Annotated in this window: 19 protein-coding genes and 1 pseudogene; 10 read left to right on the plus strand and 10 right to left on the minus strand. The window is 60.0% G+C overall.

The annotated features are described in order from the left end of the window. The first annotated feature begins 543 nt into the window (after nt 1-543). From LB569_RS09785 to LB569_RS09800, 4 genes are all read left to right on the plus strand, one after another. Nucleotides 544-1131, plus strand: coding sequence for a hypothetical protein (locus LB569_RS09785; RefSeq protein WP_224692042.1), 588 nt, complete (start codon nt 544-546; stop codon nt 1129-1131). Nucleotides 1132-1477: 346 nt separating this feature from the next. Next, nucleotides 1478-2404, plus strand: coding sequence for an ArdC family protein (locus LB569_RS09790; RefSeq protein ID WP_224692043.1), 927 nt, complete (start codon nt 1478-1480; stop codon nt 2402-2404). Between the two features lie 604 nt (nt 2405-3008). Next, the gene (locus LB569_RS09795) at nt 3009-3320 is read left to right on the plus strand and encodes a DUF736 domain-containing protein (protein WP_224692044.1); all 312 of its coding nucleotides are present in this window, start codon (nt 3009-3011) and stop codon (nt 3318-3320) included. 177 nt (nt 3321-3497) lie between these two features. Then, nucleotides 3498-3884, plus strand: a complete 387-nt coding sequence (locus LB569_RS09800) for a type II toxin-antitoxin system VapC family toxin (RefSeq protein ID WP_224692045.1) — start codon at nt 3498-3500, stop codon at nt 3882-3884. A 4-nt stretch (nt 3885-3888) separates the two neighbouring features. Here LB569_RS09800 and LB569_RS09805 read toward each other — a convergent pair whose 3' ends face one another. From LB569_RS09805 to LB569_RS09825, 5 genes and pseudogenes are all read right to left on the minus strand, one after another. After that, entirely contained in the window at nt 3889-4167 is a 279-nt protein-coding gene (locus LB569_RS09805) for an HU family DNA-binding protein (protein ID WP_224692297.1), read from the minus strand. A 498-nt stretch (nt 4168-4665) separates the two neighbouring features. After that, the gene (locus LB569_RS09810; RefSeq protein ID WP_224692046.1) at nt 4666-4938 is read right to left on the minus strand and encodes a WGR domain-containing protein; all 273 of its coding nucleotides are present in this window, start codon (nt 4936-4938) and stop codon (nt 4666-4668) included. Nucleotides 4939-5167: 229 nt separating this feature from the next. Beyond that, complete coding sequence (gene traG, locus LB569_RS09815; RefSeq protein ID WP_224692047.1) at nt 5168-7084, minus strand: Ti-type conjugative transfer system protein TraG; 1917 nt, start codon at nt 7082-7084, stop codon at nt 5168-5170. Next, a pseudogene (gene traD, locus LB569_RS09820) lies at nt 7074-7304 on the minus strand (conjugal transfer protein TraD); the annotation flags it as partial. The gene traG and the pseudogene traD, both read right to left, overlap by 11 nt. Beyond that, nucleotides 7297-7545, minus strand: coding sequence for a TraC family protein (locus LB569_RS09825; RefSeq protein WP_224692048.1), 249 nt, complete (start codon nt 7543-7545; stop codon nt 7297-7299). The pseudogene traD and the gene LB569_RS09825, both read right to left, overlap by 8 nt. 198 nt (nt 7546-7743) lie before the next feature. On the opposite strand from LB569_RS09825, the gene traA reads away from it, so the two are divergent. From traA to LB569_RS09855, 6 genes are all read left to right on the plus strand, one after another. Beyond that, on the plus strand, nt 7744-11109 hold the full coding sequence (traA, locus tag LB569_RS09830) for a Ti-type conjugative transfer relaxase TraA (protein WP_224692049.1): 3366 nt from the start codon (nt 7744-7746) through the stop codon (nt 11107-11109). Between the two features lie 2 nt (nt 11110-11111). Then, nucleotides 11112-11648 carry a conjugative transfer signal peptidase TraF gene (gene traF / locus LB569_RS09835; RefSeq protein ID WP_224692298.1) on the plus strand — a complete coding sequence of 179 codons (537 nt, stop codon included), beginning with the start codon at nt 11112-11114 and terminating at the stop codon, nt 11646-11648. After that, on the plus strand, nt 11569-12804 hold the full coding sequence (locus LB569_RS09840) for a conjugal transfer protein TraB (protein WP_224692050.1): 1236 nt from the start codon (nt 11569-11571) through the stop codon (nt 12802-12804). The genes traF and LB569_RS09840 overlap by 80 nt, the downstream gene beginning before the upstream one ends. A 111-nt stretch (nt 12805-12915) precedes the next feature. After that, complete coding sequence (locus LB569_RS09845; RefSeq protein WP_140522731.1) at nt 12916-13167, plus strand: type II toxin-antitoxin system Phd/YefM family antitoxin; 252 nt, start codon at nt 12916-12918, stop codon at nt 13165-13167. A 2-nt stretch (nt 13168-13169) separates the two neighbouring features. Beyond that, nucleotides 13170-13613, plus strand: a complete 444-nt coding sequence (locus LB569_RS09850; RefSeq protein ID WP_224692051.1) for a type II toxin-antitoxin system VapC family toxin — start codon at nt 13170-13172, stop codon at nt 13611-13613. Between the two features lie 118 nt (nt 13614-13731). Then, the gene (locus LB569_RS09855) at nt 13732-13968 is read left to right on the plus strand and encodes a hypothetical protein (protein WP_224692052.1); all 237 of its coding nucleotides are present in this window, start codon (nt 13732-13734) and stop codon (nt 13966-13968) included. Nucleotides 13969-14533: 565 nt separating this feature from the next. Here LB569_RS09855 and LB569_RS09860 read toward each other — a convergent pair. The 5 genes from LB569_RS09860 to LB569_RS09880 form a co-directional block, all read right to left on the minus strand. Continuing rightward, on the minus strand, nt 14534-17020 hold the full coding sequence (locus LB569_RS09860) for an MBL fold metallo-hydrolase (protein ID WP_224692053.1): 2487 nt from the start codon (nt 17018-17020) through the stop codon (nt 14534-14536). A 664-nt stretch (nt 17021-17684) separates the two neighbouring features. Further along, a complete protein-coding gene (gene trbI / locus LB569_RS09865) occupies nt 17685-19007 on the minus strand; it encodes an IncP-type conjugal transfer protein TrbI (RefSeq protein ID WP_224692054.1) in 1323 nt (440 codons plus the stop codon). Nucleotides 19008-19021: 14 nt separating this feature from the next. Continuing rightward, nucleotides 19022-19495 carry a conjugal transfer protein TrbH gene (gene trbH, locus LB569_RS09870; protein ID WP_224692055.1) on the minus strand — a complete coding sequence of 158 codons (474 nt, stop codon included), beginning with the start codon at nt 19493-19495 and terminating at the stop codon, nt 19022-19024. 2 nt (nt 19496-19497) lie between these two features. Then, a complete protein-coding gene (trbG, locus tag LB569_RS09875; RefSeq protein WP_411970203.1) occupies nt 19498-20331 on the minus strand; it encodes a P-type conjugative transfer protein TrbG in 834 nt (277 codons plus the stop codon). 18 nt (nt 20332-20349) lie between these two features. Continuing rightward, nucleotides 20350-21012: a conjugal transfer protein TrbF gene (locus LB569_RS09880; RefSeq protein ID WP_224692056.1), complete on the minus strand. Its 663-nt coding sequence runs from the start codon at nt 21010-21012 to the stop codon at nt 20350-20352. Nucleotides 21013-21038 lie beyond the last annotated feature (26 nt).

A 21038-nucleotide genomic window follows, 5' to 3' on the forward strand; every position in this document is an offset into this window, starting at 1 on the left:
TCATACTGGCGCGGAGGGCTGGCTAGCGGTTCACCGGCTTCGCGGCGCATTCTGGAAGAGGTCACGGCCGAGGAGCTCGTTGCCGATATCGTCGAGGGGAGGGGCAGCGGCATGAGCCCGGCTCTCCCGGTGCTGTCGCAGAGATGAAGGAGGCCTCTCGATTTCCGCGGAATCTCGACCACGACGTGACCGGGAGGTGGGGGGAGCATTCGGCTTGGGCGCCCGTTCCGGCCAGGGCTATTTCTCATGCGGATCATCCCATGCCGGTCGTCCCCTCGGGTTTGCCGCGGTCTGAACCGGACGGCGGGACGGTCCAAGGCCGCTGGCGCGCCGCGGAGCGGCCGGAGCCTGCCGATCTCGCAAGGCGGCCTGCGTTCTTCGCAGGGCAATTGGCCCCGCTCATCCCGCAAACCTGCCTCGCTCGCCTGGCTGACCCCGGACCTTGGGCCGACCCGCTTCGCCGGTTCGAAAGGACCGCACCCGAAGGGAAAACCGGCACGAGCCGGATCATCCGAAGGGAGAAACAGGAAAGGACCTGAACCCATGACCAAATCCGTTCGCTCACCCCGCACATCCGCCCGCGTCGTCCCACTTCGTCGCGGCACCACACTCGAAATGGTACGGCTCGTCTGTCCGGACGCCTCCCAGGTCACGCTGATCTCACAAAGCTTCGGCCTTCCCGTTCTCGACAGCGAGGGCATACGCGATCTGCATGAGCGGTTCATCATCGAGACAAGTGAGGCCTTGCGCGAGGGTCTGAGCGACAAGGCGATGCAAATCCACTTGCAGCGCATCGCCGGATCCTATGTCGGCTCGGCCCACGGCGCGGGCCAGTTCTACTCGAAGGCCGTGACCGAGGCGCGCGACGCCACGTCCAAGCTTGCCAACGATGTCCGCGATGAAGACCGAGACGGGCCCGTCGGCTTCGACGGCCAGGCCCAGCGCAAGCGCGAGTTTGCCGCTGACATGGGGCTCCAGTCCCACGCGCTCCGGATGGCCGCCGAGGGAGCCGTTGCAGCCTATGAGCACATCGTCGGTGAGGCCTGGAAGCCTTTCGAGCGACAGGTCGACAATCCCGGCGCGGGCGTCAGCCGAAAAGCCGCCGAACACCAGATGGCGGCGCTTGGATAGCAGACCTGGCGGGGCTTCAGCCGCGCCTTAATCGTTGCAACGACAAGCGGCCGGTTCCATCGGGACCCGGCCGCTTCGCGTGTCACCGTTCAAAGTCGTTCCCAGATGGAAAGAAGCGGAAAAGAGGGTCAGGCCTCGCCCGTCGCGGCCCGTCCCGGATAGCGGTCCTACTGAGGTCCGAAGCCCAGCGCAACGGCTACGCCGTCCTCCACTTCGTTTCGGCCCGTTGCCGACAATTCCCTTTCTTCGATCGACCTCCCCGGGTGCTCTGACCTTGCGGTCCTCAGACGCCCGATCCCGTGACAGGTCCGCGATGGTTGCGGCCTCTTTAACGGAGATCTTGGAAATGAGCAGGAAAGAAGTACAGCCGCGTGTCGACGTCTACGCGCGAATTACCGATCGCATCGTCGCCGAGCTCGAGCATGGCGTGCGCCCTTGGATACAGCCATGGAGCGTCGCCAACACGACGGGTCGCATCACGCGACCGCTTCGCCATAACGGCGAGCCCTATTCGGGCATCAACGTCCTCCTTTTGTGGTCGGAGGCAGTCGTACGCGGCTTTACTTCGCCGATCTGGATGACATTCAAGCAGGCAATGGAACTTGGTGGCCATGTCCGCAAGGGTGAGAGGGGCACGGTTGTCGTGTACGCCAATCGAGTCACAAAGACGGAAACCGACGCGTTGGGAGATGAGGTCGAACGGGCGATTCCATTCCTGAAGGCATATACGGTCTTCTGCGTCGACCAGATCGAAGGTCTCCCCGAGCACTATTGCGGCACGCCCGCCATTGTAGCTGATCCCGTCGAGCGCATCGCGGTCGCTGATCGTTTCGTTGTCAACACGGGTGCTGTCATCCGGCATGGCGGAGCAAAGGCCTTCTATGCCCCAGCCTCCGATCATATCCAAATGCCGCCATTCGAGAGTTTTCGCGACGCAGGGTCATATGTCGCGGTGCTGAGTCATGAATTGGTCCACTGGACAGCGGCACCCAATCGGGTGAACCGCGATCTCAGCCGCTACGCTAAAGATCGCAGCGAGCGGGCGAGGGAGGAGCTCATTGCAGAGCTTGGCAGCTGCTTCCTTTGCGCCGATATGGGCATTGTACCCGAGTTGGAGCCGAGACCGGACCACGCCAGCTATCTCGCATCCTGGCTCGAGGTGCTCTCCAACGACAAGCGGTTCATCTTCTCAGCCGCAGCCCATGCTCAGCGTGCCGCCGCCTTTCTGCATGATCTCCAGCCCAGCATGAATACGATCGGGGAGGCAGCTTGATGTTGCACGCTCATATCGCTGCCGGTGATGCGGGGTGCAATGTCCGGCGCGACCAGACCGGTGGGCACATCCCGCTCCTTTGACGTGTTGGGGGGTCCGAACCAGGGAGCGAGCGTTCCTGCATGCGGTGGTCACGTCGTTGTCCTTCCTGTTTGCGCTGTGCCGCCCGTCATCTCTCAAACCGGCGCGTGGAATGCGGAAGATCCCTTCCTGTTGGAGCTGCCTCTAGATTGTGCCAGAGAATGTCGTGCGGCCGGTATGATTACACCTGGCCATTCCTGCTATTTCGTAGGTGACCGATCGCTGATCGCCTGCTTTCATTCCGGCGGTTTCACACAAGGCACACCCATCTGCGTCCTTGATGTGGCTTGTCTGACCGGAGGCCGCCTTCGCTGCGCTTCGTCTCGCTCTCATACCCGCAACGGCGTTCGCGACTTTCTTCCCCTGGACGCTGCGCGCCCATTCCTCGCGGGACAAGAAAGTCTCGTCCAGCCGCCCTTCACGATGTTTCGGCCCCTGCGGGGTGCAGGTCGATCGCCTCCTGTCCTTCGACCCCCATCGAGGTCGCGATGGGCGCGGCCCGAGAAACCAAAGGAATGAGACAATGGCTACCATCGGAACCTTCACCTCAAACGGCAACGGCTTCAACGGAACGATCAAGACCCTCAACCTCAACGTCAAAGCCAAGATCATTCGCGCAGAACGCACCAGTGACAAGGCTCCAGACTTCCGCGTCCTCGCTGGCAATGTTGAGTTCGGCGCCGCCTGGCAGAAGACCTCAAAGGAGACGGAACGGGGTTACCTCTCGGTCAAGCTTGACGACCCGAGCTTCCCTGCTCCGATCTACGCTACCCTGATCGAGGTGGAAGGCGAAGAAGGGCTCCAGTTGATCTGGTCCCGGCCGAACCGGGACTGACGCCCCGCCTGAGGGCTCCGCCGCGAGGCGGGGCCTTCAGTGCATGCTTGCGGAGTCGCGCTTGAAAGAGCGCGTGAGCGCGCCGCGTCGGCTTTATGACTGGCAAGGTTTCCGTCCCGAAGGATTTTTTGATCGGATGAGAAGTGATGAAGTCGAGCAGCTGTTTGGCGGCGATGCATGAAGCTGCTGTTGGACACACATCTCCTGCTCTGGGCGGCCGGTGAACCCGATCAGCTTCCCCTTGCAGCCATGGCTGGAATCGAGAACCCCGACAATGATCTCGTCTTCAGTGCGGTGAGCCTGTGGGAAGTCGCCATTAAGCGAGGTCTCGGCCGCGCCGACTTCACTGTGGACCCGCGACTGCTGCGACGTGGATTGCTCGACAATGGATATCATGAACTGACGATCACGAGTGAGCATGCCGTTGCCGTGGACGGGCTTCCGCCTATCCACAGGGATCCATTCGATCGTATCCTGATTGCGCAGTCGATCGTCGAAAGCATCACGCTCCTGACGGTCGACGATCTCGTTGCACAGTATCCCGCGCCTGTCCGCCGGTTCTGACGGATCAACCGTTGAGCGTGTCCTTGATCGCCTTAGCCGGCGTGAAGGTCAGCTTCTTGGACGCGGCGATTTTGATGGTAGCGCCCGTTGACGGGTTGCGCCCCTCTCGCTCCGGCGTCGCCTTCACTTTGAATTTTCCAAAACCCGGAATCGATGTTTCGGCGCCACCCGAAGCGGCATCGGCAATCGCCTTGAAGACACCATCGACAATCGATTTTGCTTGCGCCTTGGTCAGGCTGTTGTCGGCGGCGATCTTGTCGGCGATATCGTTTGCTGTCGTCATGGAATGTGGCTCCTTTTTCCCTTCTCCTGTTTGACATGCAGAATCCAGAATATGGTAGCCTCCGGTGGCCGCAAACTGCGAGAATCCCCCGTTTTCAACCGCATCTTCGAATTCAGAGAGCAGTCGCACCTATTTTTTGATCGTTCCTGCTGCCCGCACGAAACCGAGGACCGCAAGAGGCAGGCCAGCCGGTCACCGTTGGCTCGTCCGGCACGCTGGCTGGCTTCGCGCGCTATAGATACGAATAGCGGATGACGCACGCCGTCTCGATCTGGTCGCAGCTCATTGCCGTCTCGCTTCCGCCAGGTTCGCGGTCGAGGTTCCGTCCACCGAGAAACGGCGAGCAGGTCTCGATACTGACCCGCGTCGTTGGACGATTCTCGGCGCGTTTTATGCCACCTTGTCGGTCGATCGTGTTGAGCCTGAGCCGCCCATAGGTTGGTATAGCAAAGCATTCTTCTAGCGCTGCTGTCCCAGGTCATCCCACACCTCAAATGCTCACCGAGGTAAATCGGCGCCGGTGACGCTCGGGTCTACGTAGCCTCGCCGTCGCTTTGCGCGCTCAAGTCGGATGAATGCGCCCTCGACCTCTTGCGGCTCATCAAAGGTCTCGACTTTCACTTGGCCATTGGTTCCGATCCGTCCCCAATTGCGGATGAGCGATGCACCGCCAAAAAGCGTCGGCTGGATCGAGAGCGAATAAAACCGTGCCATGTTGCGGGCGGCGTCGATCCGGTGAAGGTAAGCGGGTCTTGTCTGGGGGTTAAGCATGGGATCGAGTCTCGCCCCCCGAAGGAACCAGCGTCCAACGAGTTCGATGAATCGATCTCGGCCAAATGATTCATCACGCTGATGGATTGCTGTCGAAGTGGCTGTCCGAAGGGCCGCCGCCGGCGTAGCCGGGGGCGAAGCGGAGGGGCTGAACGCGCTATTCAACCTGCGCCGAAGAGAAGCCCCGGAGCTTCCACGGGAGAAACAAAACCTTGGCCGATTGGCCAAGTCATATTTTCTTCGGCCCAAATCTGTTCGCTCCAGCGATTGCGACCATCTCCTTGCGCCGGAAATAGATCGCGCGGCCGCAGCGCAGTGGAGGATTGCCGGCGGTGAAGACTATCTGCTCGTCGGTGCGCATTTGCATGACCTCATGTGGAAGGATCAGAGGGCGTCGGACGAGTTGCTTCGAGCGGGTTCTCGAGGTTCCGTTCATCCGCGAGGATGTGCTGGTTTGTCCTACCTCGACCGTCGTGTCGCCACAACGCTTCGAAATGTATTCCGCTGTTTCAGGGTCATTAATCGCGGCGAACGATGTCCACGAGGCGGACTCGAACCATTTCGAGGAGGCATCGCGCCCGCCATAGGCTTCACGCATCTGGCCGATCGACTGGAACAGCATCAGCAGACTGATACCGTATTTGCGGCCAGCGTCACGGGCGGTTTCAAGTATCCGCATGAAGCCGAGGCGCGCCACCTCGTCGAGGAGGAAAAGGGTGCGGTCTTCGACATCGCCATTGCGATTGTAGATGGCATTCATCAGCGAGCCAATGATGACGCGGGCGAGGCCCGGATGGTTCTCGAGTGTCCTAAGGTCGAGGTTGATGAAGATGTCGGTTTTACCCGCTGCAACCTCGTCGGTCGCAAAACTTCTGCCCGAGACCAGCGCGGCGTAGTTCTCGTAGGACAGCCAGTGCGTTTCCTTGGATGCGGCGCCATAGATGCCCGAGAATGTCTCCGGTGTCATGTTGATGAAGGGGGCGACGTTTTCGCGGACAAATGCGCTTTGCGACGAGTCGTAGATTTCCTGCAATCGGGTTCGCAGTTTTGGTTCCGGCTCGGCAAGATTGGTCCGGACCTGGCGTAGCGTCTGGCTCCCGGATGGCGTGTGTCCCGAGAGGCAGACGTCCGCTATCATGGCCGTCACCAACTGCTGCGCCGATCCACGAAAGAAATCGTTTCGGCTGGCGTCGACCCGCGGATTGTCGGTCATGATCCAGGATGCGACCGCGGCGATGTCCTCCTCTTTCGTACCGCCAAATTTGCCAATCCAGTCGAGCGCGTTAAAGCCGGTACCGTCGCGTCCCGGATCGATGACATAGACCTGTCGATTGAGCGATTTGCGATGCGAGGTGACGATCGGGGCGACCTCGTTGGAGGGATCCAGAACGACCAATCCACTCCTCCATTGAAGCGCCGTCGGAACGGTCACCGACGTCGTCTTGAAGCCGCCCGACCCGGCAAACACGATCGCATGACCCGATCCGAAGTCGCCTGCGAAGCCGAGCAGCGGTTTTCGCCCACCACTTCCCCAGCTTTCGTGATCGCTCGCCTTGAACGATCTGGCGGCAACTGTGTCGCGGTCGACGCGATAGCGCTCTCCAACGACGATGCTGGCTTGTGCGGGAAATAGTTTTGCGGCCTCGGTCAATCTCATCCAGTCGGCGTCGCCGTGGATCGCGCGCTTGCCCATGGTGCGTTTTGGTGATGGTGACGCGAAGGCCGTGTTGCCGTGCAGGGCAACACGGAGCGCAAAGACGCCGACGAACAGCGTGATCGTCGCGCCGCCGATCGTGAACGGATCGGCATAGGACAATAACGTTCCCTCGGCGACGCGATCGGCGAATGATAGGAGCCTACCGCCTTCGTTGATCATGGCGATCGCGACCACAAGCATCGCGCCGAGAAGCGCGCCGAGGCCCGCCGACCTGATCGATGCCGAGCCGGCGGCAGCAAACAGAAAGATCAGTCCGACGCCGCCCGCCGTAGCGTAGGGCAGAGCCAGCCCGAGCTGGCCCAGAAGCAGATGGGCGGCACGTGATGCTCCAAGCGACGCGAGCGAGGTTTCAATCCCGGTCAGGCCCCACAAGGTTGCGATCATCAGTGCCGCCGGCGCGATTGTGAGCCCGAGTTTCTTCCATGTCATTGCCAAAGGCAGCCTTTCCGATCGCGCGCAGGCGCCGCCATTCCGCCTGGTTGTCAGCACGGCGCGCCAGATCGACAAGAGCGCCAAGGATGATGGCGCGGTCGGCCGAGCGAAGGCCCGCCTTAACGACCAGACCGCCAAGTTGGATTTTCTCGCGGGTATCGCGCTTGCGCTCCTCCGCCGACTGCCGTCGCTGTATGTTTGTCACTCGCTCAAGCATCGCCTTCAGCAGGCCTACCCGGCTTCGGCGCGGCTTGCCGGCGCTTCTCGCTTCCCGCCTGAAATCGTCCGGCGATCTCCGCGAAAAGGTCAGCGAGCTTGTCCTCGTCGATGTTGAGATCGCCGAGACCGGCCTTGACCGCGATGCGGCCGATCCGCTCGGCCTCCTTGGTCTCAGCAGCCTTCAGTTGATCGTGCAGGCGATCGATCTCCTCGCGGATCTTTGACGATGATTTTCTCACGATGTTTGCGCTCCCTCATTGCGATCATTTTCCGAAGCCAATCATGACGGTGAAGCCTGGTGCCAACAGCTGCGGATTTCCGAAGCTGTTTTGCGGCAAGCGCTGCCGCAGGATCCCGCCGAACAAAGAGAGGGTTGAAGGGCGCACTTATACGTCGGTTGGGCGACGTTGTGCTCCCGGCGGGAGTTTTGGAGCCGAATGGCAATCTACCACCTGCATGCCCAGATCATCGGCCGGGGAGAAGGTCGGAGCGCAGTCGCATCCGCCGCCTACCGCCATTGCGCGCGGATGGAGATCGAGGCTGAGGCACGGGTCGCCGACTATTCCAACAAGAAGGGGCTTGCCCATTCCGAATTTGCGTTGCCCGAAGCAGCGCCTGCCTGGCTGCGTACCCTGATCGACGGGCGCGACGCGGCAGGCGCTTCCGCCGCCCTTTGGAATGCTGTCGAGATTTTCGAGAAGCGCGCCGATGCGCAATTCATGCGTGAGATGGATTTGGCGCTCCCCGTCGAACTGACGCGGGAACAGAACATCGAACTCGTGCGTGCGTTCGTATCGGAACAGATCCTTCCACGCGGCATGGTGGCGGACTGGGCCTATCACGATAGTCCCGGCAATCCGCACATCCATCTGATGACGACGTTGAGGCCGCTCACCGAAGAGGCGTTCGGCCCAAAGCGGATCGCGGTGCTGGACGAAAACGGCAACCCGCTCCGGATCAAATCGAAGCTGCATCCTCGGGGGAAAATCGTCTATCGTTTGTGGGCTGGCGACGACCAGACACTGAATGAATGGCGCGAAGCTTGGGCCGCCCTTCAAAACCTGCATCTCGCCAGACAGGGACTCGACATCCGCGTCGATCACCGCTCCTTCGAGGAACGGGGACTCGATCTGTTGCCAACCTCCAAGATCGGCGTCGGCGCAACACATATCGCGCGTGAGGCAGAAGCCAGGGAGCGTGAGGTCGAGCTCGACCGGTTGCGCCTCTTCGAGGACCAGAGACAGGAATCGGCGAAACGGATTGTACGTCGCCCGGAGATCATCCTCGACATGATCGCGCGCGAACGCAGCGTGTTTGACGAGCGCGATCTGGCAAAGCTCGTGCATCGCTATGTCGACGATCCGGGCACGTTTGCGAACGTCATGGCGCGGCTGATGACGAGCCCCGAATTGGTACGGTTGCTGCGCGAAACGCTAGACTTCGAGACCGGCGAGCGCATGCCGGAAAAGCTTGCCACAAGAACGATGATCCGCACCGAAGCCGACATGGCGCGGCAGGCTTTGCATCTGTCGGGGGAGGAGACTTTTGCCATCTCGAACGACGCGCTTGCGGTCACGTTCCACGAGCATGCCTATCTGCACGACGAGCAACGCGCCGCGGTTGAATACGTCACGGGCGCATCCCGCATCGTGGCGATCGTTGGACTCGCGGGCGCGGGAAAAACCACCGCGTTGAAAGCGGCGCGCGAGGCTTGGGAACGCGAAGGTTTTCGTGTCGTTGGCGGGGCACTCGCCGGCAAGGCCGCCGAAGGCCTGGAGAAGGAAGCGGCAATCCCGGCGCGCACATTGGCGTCATGGGAGCTTCGCTGGGGGAGGGGTACTGACCTTCTCGACGCGAAGACCGTTTTCGTCATGGACGAGGCCGGCATGGTTGCATCGAGGCAGATGGCGCTGTTCGTCAATTCAGTCGCCCGCAGCGGCGCCAAACTCGTGCTGGTCGGCGATGGCGAGCAGCTTCAGCCAATCGAAGCGGGAGCCGCCTTCCGGGCCATCCATGACCGTGTCGGCTATGTCGTGCTCGAAAATGTCCGCCGCCAAAAGCAGGACTGGATGCGCAAAGCGAGCGTGGATTTCGCGCGCGGCAGGACGGGGGATGCGATCAACGCCTATCGCGCCCGTGGCAAAGTTCTCGCCAGCCAAACCAAGGCTGAAGCGATCAAGATGCTGATCGCCGACTGGAACCGCGATTTCGATCCGGTAAAATCGTCGATCATCCTCGCACACCTTCGCCGCGATGTGAGGACGCTGAACGAGCAGGCCCGCGCGGCACTCATCGAGCGCAACTTGATCGGCGAAGGGTTTCAATTTCAGACCGAACAGGGGGCACGCTACTTCGCAGGCGGCGACCAGGTCGTGTTCCTGCGAAACGAGATTTCGCTCGGTGTGAAGAACGGCATGATCGGCCGGGTCGCTGAGGCGAAGCTTGGTCGCATCGTCGTCGAGATCGGCGACGACAAACGCCGGGTTGAGATTGCCCAGGCATTTTATCGGGCTGTCGATCACGGCTACGCGACGACGATCCACAAGTCGCAAGGCGCGACTGTTGATCGGGTAAAGGTGCTGGCCTCGCTCTCGCTCGACAAGCATCTTTCCTATGTTGCCATGACCCGCCATCGCGAGGATGTCGCGCTCTATTACGGGCGCCGATCCTTCGAGAAGGCGGGCGGCCTGATCCCGCTCCTGTCACGCCGCAACGCCAAGGAAACAACGCTCGATTACGCCGGCTCGCGCGAATATCTCGATGCTCTTCGCTATGCGATCAACCGTGGCCTCCACGCGTTCCGTGTCGCCAGAGCCTTGCTCGACGACCAGCTGCGTCTCATCGCACGCGCCAGGGAGAAGGTGGCGAGACTGGGTGTCAAGCTCGCGGCGTTCGCCTCAAGCGTCAGCTTGCGACCGGTCGAACAAGCGTTGGCTCTGAATGCGTCCCGCTCGTCGATCCTGAGACCCGCTTCCACCGTCAACGCGCCCACCTACGTCGTGGAACCACTGCTGCGCGGCGTGACGCTATGGGTGCGATCGATCACTGAGATTGTGAAGGAGAATGCCTTGTCCGAAACGTCAGTGCAGCTGCAATGGCGCGAGGTGTCGGACCGCTTTGCTCAAATCTATCAAGATCCGCATGCGGCCGCGAACGTCATGAAAATCGAGGCGGTGGTCGAGGCGCCCGATCGTCATCGCGCCGTGCTCGATCGACTTGCAGTCAACCCCGAAACCTTCGGCGAGCTGCGCGGTAACGTCGGGCTCTTCGCCTCGAAAGCGCAGAAGCAGGAACGGCAGATGGCGATCGAAGGAGGTGCCGCGCTCAGGGCGGAGATCGAGCGCTACATCCGCCTTAGGTCCGAGGCTTCCAATCGGCTTGAGATCAAGGAAACCGAAGCGCGTCAGCGTGCATCGATCGACATACCAGCGCTGTCCCAGTCCGCGATCGTCGTCATGGAACGGGTGCGCGATGCGATAGACCGCAATGATCTACCGGGTGCGCTCGGCTTCGCACTCGCCGACAGGATGGTCAAGGCCGAGATCGATCGCTTGAATGTCGCCCTCGGCCATCGTTTCGGTGAGCGCGCTTTGCTCGGACTGGACGCACAAAAAATCGAGGGTCCAGCCTATAAGGCGCTGGCAGCGAATATGCCCGCTGCCGACAAGATGAAACTCGCGGAAGCCTGGCCGACGTTGCGAGCGGCACAGCAGCTCGCCGCGCATGAGCGGTCCGTTCAGGCAATCAAGCAGGCGGAAACCGCCAAGCTCGTTCAACGCCCGACCCTTAAACCCGGTTCGTGACGATGCGCCGCCAACGTCGAAACGCTTTCATCATTCTTGGCGCCGGCGCCGCGCTGGTTCTGTCTCTCGCCGCGGCTGGCGGATGGGGTGGGTATCGGCTGAACATGACACCGAGCTATCCGCTTGGCCTCTGGCGGATCAAAGCAATTCAGCACGAGCCGAGAGTAGGTGACATCGTCTTTGTCTGTCCGCCCCAAACGCAGGCCTTCGACCTTGCGGTTGTGCGTGGCTATCTCCCGCGCGGTCTGTGCGCCGGCGGAACCGGTCCGCTGATCAAGACGGTCGCAGCAATCGCCGGACAGGAGATCGTCATCGACGGTCGCGTGTATATCGACGGCAGCCGCCTCGGGAATTCCGAACTTCGCACAGTCGATACCGAGGGCAGGGTCCTCACAGCCTTCGTCGGCGGCGTGGTTCCGACGGGGGATGTCTTCCTTCACTCCAGATATCCAGGTTCATATGACTCGCGCTATTTTGGGCCGATTCCGGTCGACGGCATTCTCGGCCTTGCAAGGCCGATCCTCACCTTCACGCCTTGAAGCGCTGCGTTCGCTTGGGTTCATAACAGGCGGTGTGGTCGCTGGCGCGATCGGCTGGAGCGGAAATCCGCTCGCCCTTCCAGCAGCCATGGCGTTCCCAGGGCTGTGGGCGTTTTCGCCCTCGCGAATGATCGCCGCCTGCGTGTCGGCAGGGTATTTCCTGGCCGCCTCTCGCGGCCTGCCGCAGGGCGCAGCGAACTTCTATGCATCGCAGTTTGTGCTCGGCATCGCGCTTTGGTTTGCTGCATCGCTCGCCTTCGTAGCCGTCCATGCGGTCCTCTGGACGTCGAGCCAGGGCAGGCGACGGGCCTTGCGCTACGCGATCGCTGCGGTGGCGATGAGTATCCCGCCCTTGGGTGTTGTCGGCTGGGCGCATCCGATCACGGCCGCCGGAATTCTGTTTCCAGCATGGGGTTGGTTCGGGCTGGCTGCGGCTGCAATCCTCATGCTCGCCATGACGACAAAGCGATGGTCGATCTCGGCCGCGCTCCTGGCATGTTTTTGGGCCTGGTCCGCCGCGAGTTGGACGCCGCCAAATCCGCCGGAAGGTTGGGTCGGCATAGACACGCATTTCCGAGGTTCTGCCAATCGGTATGCCGACTATACACAGCAGCTTGAGACCATCGCTCTCGCGAAGACGGCGGCCGTGGGCGGGGCAAACGTCGTGGTCCTGCCCGAAAGCGCCGCCGGCCGCTGGACGCCGACCGTCGAACGGCTCTGGGCAAGAGAGCTGACTGGGAGCGGCGCAACTGTCATTGCCGGGGCTGCCGTGATCGACCAAGATGGCTATGACAACGTCATGATGCGGATCTCGGCCGCGAAAAGTGAAATCCTCTATCGTGAGCGCATGCCGGTGCCGATCTCCATGTGGCAGCCATGGCTCGCCTGGATCGGGCAGCGCAGTGGGGCGAGGGCGCATGTCTTTGCCAATCCTGTGGTCGAAATAGAGGGCGTGAAGGTTGCGCCGCTGATCTGCTACGAGCAGCTCATCGTCTGGCCGGTGCTACAATCCATGCTCCATCGCCCGGACATCATCGTCGCGACTGGAAATGGCTGGTGGACGTCAAGCACCAGCATCCTCGCGACCCAGGAGGCGAGCGCACAAGCCTGGGCGTCTCTGTTCGGCTTGGCGATCGTCTTGGCGGTCAATCGCTGACGGAAGACGGCCCCGTCATATCGAGGACTAGTCGATCGCGCTAGGCTACGGCCTTCTTGTCAAGACCCGCCCCATAAGCTATATGACTACTTTGGTCACATGGTTATGAAGATGAAAGAGATTCAGCTCAAAGACGTGAAGGCGACGTTCTCGCATGTTGTCGACGAAGCGGTTGCAGGCGCACCGACGGTTGTCACCCGTCACGGCAAAAGAGAGGCTGTCGTAATCAGCTATGCGGACTACGAGCGCCTTTCCCGTGTGCCATCGCTGGGTTGGCTGCTAACAAACTCGCCCTTGGAGGACGGTGACCTGCCGGCGCGAAGCCGAAAGCCCGCACGGGCTCTGCGTGATCCGGCGTTCTGACGTTGTACCTTCTGGATACGAATGTCGTCAGTTTGCTTGCCCCGTCGAGACGCAGGACACTCTCCGACGAAAGACTCGTTGCCTGGATAGTTGAGCGATCGTCCGATCTTTGGCTGTCCGTCATCACCTCGGCTGAGATCGAGGACGGTATTGCAAACGCTAAGCGAACCGGGGCCACCAAAAAAGCGGCAGCGCTCGCTGAATGGTGGGGAGAAATTCGCCACTACTACCGTAGCCGCATTCTGCCCCTTGATCTTGAGACGGCAACGATAACCGGGCAACTCATGGCAGTCGCCCGCGGAGCTGGCATCTCGCCCGGTTTCGAGGATATCGCGATTGCTGCCACAGCTAAGCAACACGATCTGATCGTGCTCACGGACAATGAAAAGGATTTCAGACCGCTCAGAGTTCGGTATCAGGATCCGTTCGTGGGGCTTCCAGTCTAGCGCAACGTCCCGGATATGGAAGACACGATCACCAGTCGCAATACGGCGATCGTGGGTAAGTAGCTCAGTTTGAAATCTGGCCTTTGAAGTGACGCTATCGCAATGCCATATAGGATCAATGACTGACTCTCCCTATGATGGCTTTCGCTTCGAACACAGCCGTCCCGATATGGGCATGCCCAACGGCGTGCTCAAAGTCCACATTATTGCTGTGGCGCGAAGCCTCGACGAAGCCGAAGCCTTAGCCGGCGATATTTTGCCGGAGCAAGGACTCCGTCTGATCGCTGAAGGTCCGGACGTTCTGAAAGCTGCAAGACTAGTCCATCTGAAAGATGGCGAGGCCAAGGTTCTATGAGCGGCCACCGAAAGCGTTGATGCTTGGCTCTTCCAATAGGTCAGGTTGTATAAGTGTCTGAATAACATAGATTAATTGTAGTTCCATAATGTATGTTATGCAACTTTAAGTAGACTGTTATATTCTCAACCGTGATGCTGGAGTTGTGCGGTTACGCCCAAACTAAAAAGGGCGGCTGATCAGCCGCCCTCGTTCCAATTGCTACAGGCTTTGATCAGCCCTGGCGCCAAACCACCTTGCCTTCACTGACGCCAACGGACTTCCGTATTCCATGGGACTCATAGGTCACTGTCTCAGTTGGACCGGAGGCCGGTGGCCGTGGCTTTCCCACGAGCACGCTATCTTTGCTGACACCCACATTGGAGGGTGCTGCAGACCCTAGGTATTTAGCTTTAAGGACTTCACTGGAAGGCATAACCGCATCCGCCGAAATCCTCGTAAAGCTATCCCGCTGAACGGAAGGGCCCGACACACGGGTCCACCCCTTCATGGCCTGATCGGCCTTGGTATCGTCGAGCTTTTCCTTTTTCGAGGCCATAGCTGAGTTCCTTTCACTAGACCCATTTTACCACGCCAAGCCAAGGCATGTAAATTGTCGGTATATCTTACGCTCGATTGCAACGTGATATGGCTGTGACAACCCATGCGGTAATGCGGCTAGATAGGCCTTTCGGGCATTATATAGGGCGGTTGCGGGAGGGTCGCCAGCATTTATCCGCGTCCAAAAGGCCTTGTGCATTGGTGCTCCAAAACAATCCTCGCCTTCGCCCGGAGAGTAGTGGGCTCCGGTCGAGCCCACGAAAGCGTTTGCGCCAGATTTCAGCAGGCTCAGAGCCATCGACTGTCCGGGTGTCTTAACTCCCAAGGCCCCGGTCGTTCTGGACGCGAGCTGATCCACGGTCAAAGCGCCCCAGCAACATCCTGCAAAGACGAGTCCAGGGCCCGACGCAGGCAATTTTGAGACATTGATGGCCTCTATCGCGCCCCCGCTTTCTCCCCAGAAACGTGAACCGTCGGCAAAGTCTCCGTGGAGCATGAAATAAAGATTTCGTTTTGCAACGGCGGCTGGGTCGAGGCCCGCCACCACGTCCGGCCCTGATGTAGAGCATAACTCTCGGCCGCCAATCATCGGCCAAATCGCTCGCGCGAAAGGTCGCTCCCTGTTGATGAGCCCGAACCGCCCGGCTTGCGTCGTTTGCGATCCGCCCAGTATTGCTAGCAGCAACTGGGAAGAACGACCATCCGGGATACGCGTCACCGGGACCTCGGCAAGACCATCACCGTCCGTGTCACCGTAGATGTCGTCGCTCCAAACGATGAATTCATCCGGATCATCGCTGACTTGGTTGCCCACGCGGCGACGGAGGTCCGGATCGAGGACATCAACACGCTGCGAGGGCACAACGTCATAGCCCCCTAGTAGAACAACGCCTGGCCTGCCCACAGCATTTTTCCGAACCGCCTCTTCGATCTTACGCTCGCCATCGATGTCCAACAGTCGGTGGCCTGCTGAGACAACCATGCCGATGGCCCTTTGGGCTTCCTGAAGACCGACGTTGGCGGCGAGCTTCTTGCTGTTCGTCACAAAAAGCAGGTCGGGAAGGTGGCGGCCGCCAGCCAACTGCAGGCTTGCTGGGTCTGGCTTGCCATTGACGGGCAAGCCTTCGTCAAAAGGGCCGCGGGACTTTCCTCCAATGGTTATTGGCACCCCTCCGAGCGAAAAGGAAAGCGGCTTGTTCGGCACCTTGACGTAAACGAATTCGAGAAATTCGGGCTCTTGCTCAGTCTCATGTAGGAGGGGTTCTTGTCCTTGCGATTCTCGCACCTCCGGCTGAATGTCGCGGGAGGCATTGGGCGAAAAATCATTAAGTTCGCCTTCGACGGTAAATTTTCCCGACAGCTCGTACTTGATCAAGCCATTGCGGTCTGTGCGCGCAAACTGGATGTCGTCGATCATGTCGGACAAGACCTTGAGCACGCCCTTGTCGGGGTGACCGCCATCGTTGCGGCCTCCCGTGTGGACGAGGAACTTGGGACTACCGATCGCCGCAAGAACCTCTGCGTTAGCGCCATTGTAGCTGGAATGATGGGGTAACTTGAAGAATTGATAGGGACCGGCGTCCGCTATTACGGTGCGCAAGGCCACCATGCTCGACCCAAGCCCGGTCACTTCAGGCTTTGCAAGCTGCATATCGCCGACGAGCAATGTCTTTTGCGGACCCGTTCCTATCGTAAGAATAATGCTTTGGTTGTTGATCGCGGCCCCCTTGCCGGGCCTGTCGAGCAACGCCACTGCGTCCCAGGGAGCTTGACTTAGGGCCCGGTATATTTGGATCGCAGCGTCTGGGCTGTCTGCGCGAAAGCGGCTGCTGAGTTCGTCTTTGGCAGCCTTCGTCGATTTGGAGATGGCCTCGGCGCAGATAAGCAAATGGTCCTGTGTCGGGCCCAGGATGTTCAGGTCAAGATCGCCGAAGGCGGCAACGAGCTCGCCATGATCGTCCCGACCGTAACGGACAACCTTTGTGCCGGCATCTTCGAGCTGACCAAGCATGTCCTTGTATCGCGACTCCAGCGTAGCGGCGTCCGTCAAAAAGTCAGCGAGTTCGGCGGCGTCCATCTGCGAACGGTCCTCCTCGCGCAAGGCCGCAAGGACCCCTTGCAAAGGAAATGACAGCGATGCATCCGAATTCGGGTCATCGCCGATCGCGCGGCCAAATCCTAGCTTCTCGTCTGCTACCAATGCCCATGATGCCTTCAGCATGCCTGAGCTGACCATGTCCGGCAAAGCTCCGATATGGTCAGAATGGCAATGCGTGACAACGAGTAAGCTCACTTCAAACGGTCGCGGCCCCAAGACGGTTTCCAGCTGTTGGGGGATGGACATATACCCCGGCTGACCGTCGAAATCCTTGGAATGGCCGCCATCGATCAGGACTTTCGTGTTGCCACTTGTGACAAGCAGGCAATCTCCATACATCTGATCGCCCATGTCTAGAGCGTAGACCACAATGTCGTCGCTGCGGGCGGGTTTCTTGCGTGGTGCTCGTGCCATCCGTTCCCTCCGATGCTGAATTGCCACAAGGATGACTTTATAATTCTTCTTCCATAAAAGTATACGCTTTGAATTTGAGTTATAAACTTTGCCCCAAATTGAGGCAGATGCGTCTTAGACTCTCGAAGTTCCGGCAAAATCAAGCATGACCAGCCGACCTGTTCAGCGATCGGCGAGAATTTTTTGACACCTCGCCAAATCGATACCCTAGCCGCGGACGAACGGGAAAGGCGAGGGTCCAAGGCCCCTCGCCTGTTTATCAGACAACCCTTGACTGCAGGATGACAGCCTGGAAGACGCGATAGTGTCGCGCTATGAGTTCCATTTGTCGAGCCGGTTGACGGGGCGGCGCGCATTCTTGACGTATGGACAGTATTTTTTGCGTGCGTGCGACGTGAGCTCCATAGGAGCCAGGGTGGCAAGCTTTACGAAAACCGGTTCAACCCGCCTAGCTGTTGAACACACAAGAAGGCCAAAATGGAGGGCGGCACGGACGACTGGGCAATCTTGCGGCTGCAAAAAGTGCTTCGATTGATTTCAGACTGACCCACCGCCCCAAAGACACCTGCCTGGACCGAGTTGACCATCCTTGCTCTGCCACCGACGAACACCGGCGGGCGAGTCATCGGGTAAAAAACCAAATGCCCACCTGCGAGCGCATGGTTCACGACTTGTATGCTCGTGGGAATACCATGTCCTGATCGACCAGAATGTTGAACTTGTAGCCCGGTCGAATTTCGAGTGTCGGCTGGACGTCGATGTTCTTCGAGATCGTGCGCTCGGCCACACGGCCGAAGGTTTCCGCGAACGAACGCCTTGCTGAATTTTCGGCACTGTTTTCGGAGCCGAGTGCGTTGCGATCTTCGGGGATCGCCATGTCGACCCCGGCGCCGATAGCTGCAACCAGGATCGCGGACCCGAATATTTGCAGGTAGTGATTGTTCACCCTGTCCTTGAAGCCGCCGTATCCTTGAGCATCTGTGCCAGCCATGCCGCCGATCTGCAGCGTCGCGCCATTCGGGAAAATGATATCAGTCCACACGACCAGCACCCGCTTTTGGCCGAAGGTGACGCTCGAATCGTATCTGCCGAACAACTTTGCCCCCTGCGGAATGAGCAGGCGATGACCGGTGGCGCTGTCATAGACGTTTTGCGAGACCTGCGCGGCGATGCGTCCCGGCAGATCCGAGTTGACGCCCGTGACCAGCGTGGCGGGAATAACCGAACCTCGCTTGAGCTCATAGGGTGAGAGCTGAGGGACGACCTGGTTTGGCAGGTAGCCGAGATCCTTGATGTCCTGGTTGAAGAACTCGGCCTTTGCGCCCTGGCCGTTCGCGTCGCCCCCGGCTTGGTCGGCAAGACCGGCGCGCATTGCCGCGGCATAGAGATTTGCGGCACTGGCTCCGGACGGGTTGGTTGCGCCAGCATCAGCAGGGTTCTCTTTGACTTGATCCTGTTGACCTTGCCGGCCGATGTTGACGGCGATAGGTGAATCATAAGCTGCATCGTTCGCTTGAACACGAGCCATGCGCTGGCGATGCCGCTCGCGCAGATATTGTTCATCGAGTTCACGATCGAGCCGGGCCCGCCAGATGCGCTCCGGTTCAATCGCCGGCTGCGGCGCGACAACAGTTTCATTTGTCGCCGGCGCCGGCTTGAACGGATTGGCCAGCTGGGCGGTGGTAGGCTGTGACGGTGGCGCCGGTTGGAAGACAGAAGGTTCGACTGGCACATCGATGACGCCATTGGTTACGCCCCGCTTGAGTTGGTCGGCAAAATCGCGCGCGGGCGGAGAATTCGACGCCGAGCCGACGCCATCATCCCCACGAAAGGAGAGGCCCCGGGTCGAGAGCCCATAGATGATGACGCCGAAGAACAGGACGGCGATAACGATTGCCGCGATCACCGGCAACCGGTTGAGGCGCCGGATGCGGCGCGCGCGGTCGCCATCGCCAGGCGTCCTTGGCGAGATATCGAGTGAAGACATTCGATCTCCCTTTCCTAGTTGCGCCGCAGGATGGAGAGCGGGCTCGAAGGCACGGCTCCGGTACCTGTAACCGTGTAGCCACGGCCAAGATCGAACCTTGGCGTCGACAGACGCACGAGCACGCTGCCCTCGAAGCTGTCGACGACGTAAGCGAGTTGAATGAGCTTACTGCTGTCTGCCTTCTGGTCAGGTGTCGCCACCGCATAACCCCAACGTTTCAGGGCGGACAACAGAGCCTTGCTGAAGGGTGAACTGTTGGCCTTGAGGACCACGGTTCCGGTTGCCGGACCGACCAATTCGGCGAGCCTGCTCACCATGTCACCGGCAATGGAATTGGCAGCGGCCTCAGAAAGCTCCGCCTTGTCTGTACTTGCAGTAGGACCGGCCTCACCCGCCGTCTGGCAAGCGCCGATACTGGCGCATATCACCGCGACCCCAGCAATCCGGGCGAGCGATTTGAATGATCCGATCACGCGAAAAGTGGCCATGATCATCCTTCCCGCTTGATGGTGATCTTCTCCTGCTTCCAGCCGACGCCAGAAATCAGAACGGCGCGGTCGACCATGTAGTCGACGACCATCATCGTGCCTTTCACGCGGTAGTTGACGATCCGGTTCTCGCCTCCCGAGACGACGAAGAGGACGGGTGCATCCTGACTGCCAAAGGATGACGGGAACTGGATGTAGGTCTTGGTCCCATCCGAATAGACGCGGGTCGGTTTCCAGCGTGCCCGCCCGCTCGTCCGATAGCCAAAGTTGAGGTTCTCCGCCGGGACGCCGGCGCCCGGAATCGTGCTCGCCTCCATCCGTGTTTTGATTTCGGCGAACTTCTGATTGACGTCCTCTGGATATTCGAACCCAACGCGGGCCATGTACTGGGTCTGGTGTGATTTTAGCTGGATATGATAGGTCCGCCGCGACGTTGTCACGACCATCGACGAGACAAGGTCGGGTTCGGAGGGCTTGACGATCAAATGGACCGACTGGCCGCCGACCGCGCCGGATGTTGCTGGTTCAACCTTCCAACGCACGGTGTCGCCTACCAGGACATCGCGAACAACCTCGCCAGCCTGCAATTCGACGTCACAAACCTGCAGCGGTGAGCAGACAACGGACGGCTGCACCTCGCCAAAAAGGAAGATGACTTTTCCATCGGCGCCCTTGGTCACCAGACCGCGCGAGCCCCGCCACTTCCCGGATATGCTGGTGCCCTTCGTCTCGTTGGCGCTCATGTCTTGAGCCGCTGCGATCGGGGCCCAGATTGACGCCGATGACAGTGCGAGCATAGCGATGCGGGCACCAGCACGCACGAAGGGTGGGATCATGATGAAACCTCAGAGACGTCATAGTTGAGCGGTCCAATCGAAATCGCGGAGATACAATCCGATTGGGTTCAGGCGGATGATTTCCTCATCCTGCGGCGGGGTGAGCGTAACGGTGGCAATGCCGCGAAAACGGCGGGTAGCTGTCTCCTTGCCTTTCCGATCGCGTTCGAATTCGGTCCAGTCGACCTGGTAGCTCTGGTTTGATAGGGCAACGACATTGTTCACCTCGATGGCCACCGTCGCGCTCCTGGCTTTCTCGAACGGCGAATTTCCTCGAAACCAGCTGTTGATCTTTTCCGTAGCGGGATCCGACGTCCGCAGCAGAGCGTAGGTGCGGTCGATGTATTGTTTCTGGACGACCGCATCCGGCGTGATCGACCGGAAGGATGTGATGAAGCCGCCAAGGGTCGCGCGAACGACGCGGGGGTCCGCGTACTCGATCTGCTGCGGATAGCCGGCGACGGCCGCCGCGCCGAGCTTGTCGACCTCGACGATATAGGGCACCAGCTTTACCTGTGAAGCCTGATAGAGCGCATAGGAGAAGCCGATCACCGCCATGGTCATGCCGGTGATGCCGACGATGCGCCACGCGCTCGCAGCCTTCACATAGCTTCCGTAGCGCTCGTTCCATTCCTGACGGGCGGCAAGGTAGGGATTGTCGGGATGGTCGCTTCTGGCCATCTGTGCTGGTCTCGATCCTGTGAGAG

The sequence above is a fragment of the Mesorhizobium sp. BH1-1-4 genome (genome assembly GCF_020165665.1).
GTDB lineage: Bacteria > Pseudomonadota > Alphaproteobacteria > Rhizobiales > Rhizobiaceae > Mesorhizobium.

Excerpts from the sequence above, each read along its gene's own strand:
- LB569_RS09785 (WP_224692042.1), top strand. The coding sequence starts at position 544 with ATGACCAAATCCGTTCGCTCACCCCGCACATCCGCCCGCGTCGTCCCA.
- LB569_RS09790 (WP_224692043.1), top strand. The coding sequence starts at position 1,478 with ATGAGCAGGAAAGAAGTACAGCCGCGTGTCGACGTCTACGCGCGAATT.
- LB569_RS09795 (WP_224692044.1), top strand. The coding sequence starts at position 3,009 with ATGGCTACCATCGGAACCTTCACCTCAAACGGCAACGGCTTCAACGGA.
- LB569_RS09800 (WP_224692045.1), top strand. The coding sequence starts at position 3,498 with ATGAAGCTGCTGTTGGACACACATCTCCTGCTCTGGGCGGCCGGTGAA.
- LB569_RS09805 (WP_224692297.1), bottom strand. The coding sequence starts at position 4,167 with ATGACGACAGCAAACGATATCGCCGACAAGATCGCCGCCGACAACAGC.
- LB569_RS09810 (WP_224692046.1), bottom strand. The coding sequence starts at position 4,938 with ATGCTTAACCCCCAGACAAGACCCGCTTACCTTCACCGGATCGACGCC.
- traG (WP_224692047.1), bottom strand. The coding sequence starts at position 7,084 with ATGACATGGAAGAAACTCGGGCTCACAATCGCGCCGGCGGCACTGATG.
- traA (WP_224692049.1), top strand. The coding sequence starts at position 7,744 with ATGGCAATCTACCACCTGCATGCCCAGATCATCGGCCGGGGAGAAGGT.
- traF (WP_224692298.1), top strand. The coding sequence starts at position 11,112 with ATGCGCCGCCAACGTCGAAACGCTTTCATCATTCTTGGCGCCGGCGCC.
- LB569_RS09840 (WP_224692050.1), top strand. The coding sequence starts at position 11,569 with ATGACTCGCGCTATTTTGGGCCGATTCCGGTCGACGGCATTCTCGGCC.
- LB569_RS09845 (WP_140522731.1), top strand. The coding sequence starts at position 12,916 with ATGAAAGAGATTCAGCTCAAAGACGTGAAGGCGACGTTCTCGCATGTT.
- LB569_RS09855 (WP_224692052.1), top strand. The coding sequence starts at position 13,732 with ATGACTGACTCTCCCTATGATGGCTTTCGCTTCGAACACAGCCGTCCC.
- LB569_RS09860 (WP_224692053.1), bottom strand. The coding sequence starts at position 17,020 with ATGGCACGAGCACCACGCAAGAAACCCGCCCGCAGCGACGACATTGTG.
- trbI (WP_224692054.1), bottom strand. The coding sequence starts at position 19,007 with ATGTCTTCACTCGATATCTCGCCAAGGACGCCTGGCGATGGCGACCGC.
- trbH (WP_224692055.1), bottom strand. The coding sequence starts at position 19,495 with ATGGCCACTTTTCGCGTGATCGGATCATTCAAATCGCTCGCCCGGATT.
- trbG (WP_411970203.1), bottom strand. The coding sequence starts at position 20,331 with ATGATCCCACCCTTCGTGCGTGCTGGTGCCCGCATCGCTATGCTCGCA.
- LB569_RS09880 (WP_224692056.1), bottom strand. The coding sequence starts at position 21,012 with ATGGCCAGAAGCGACCATCCCGACAATCCCTACCTTGCCGCCCGTCAG.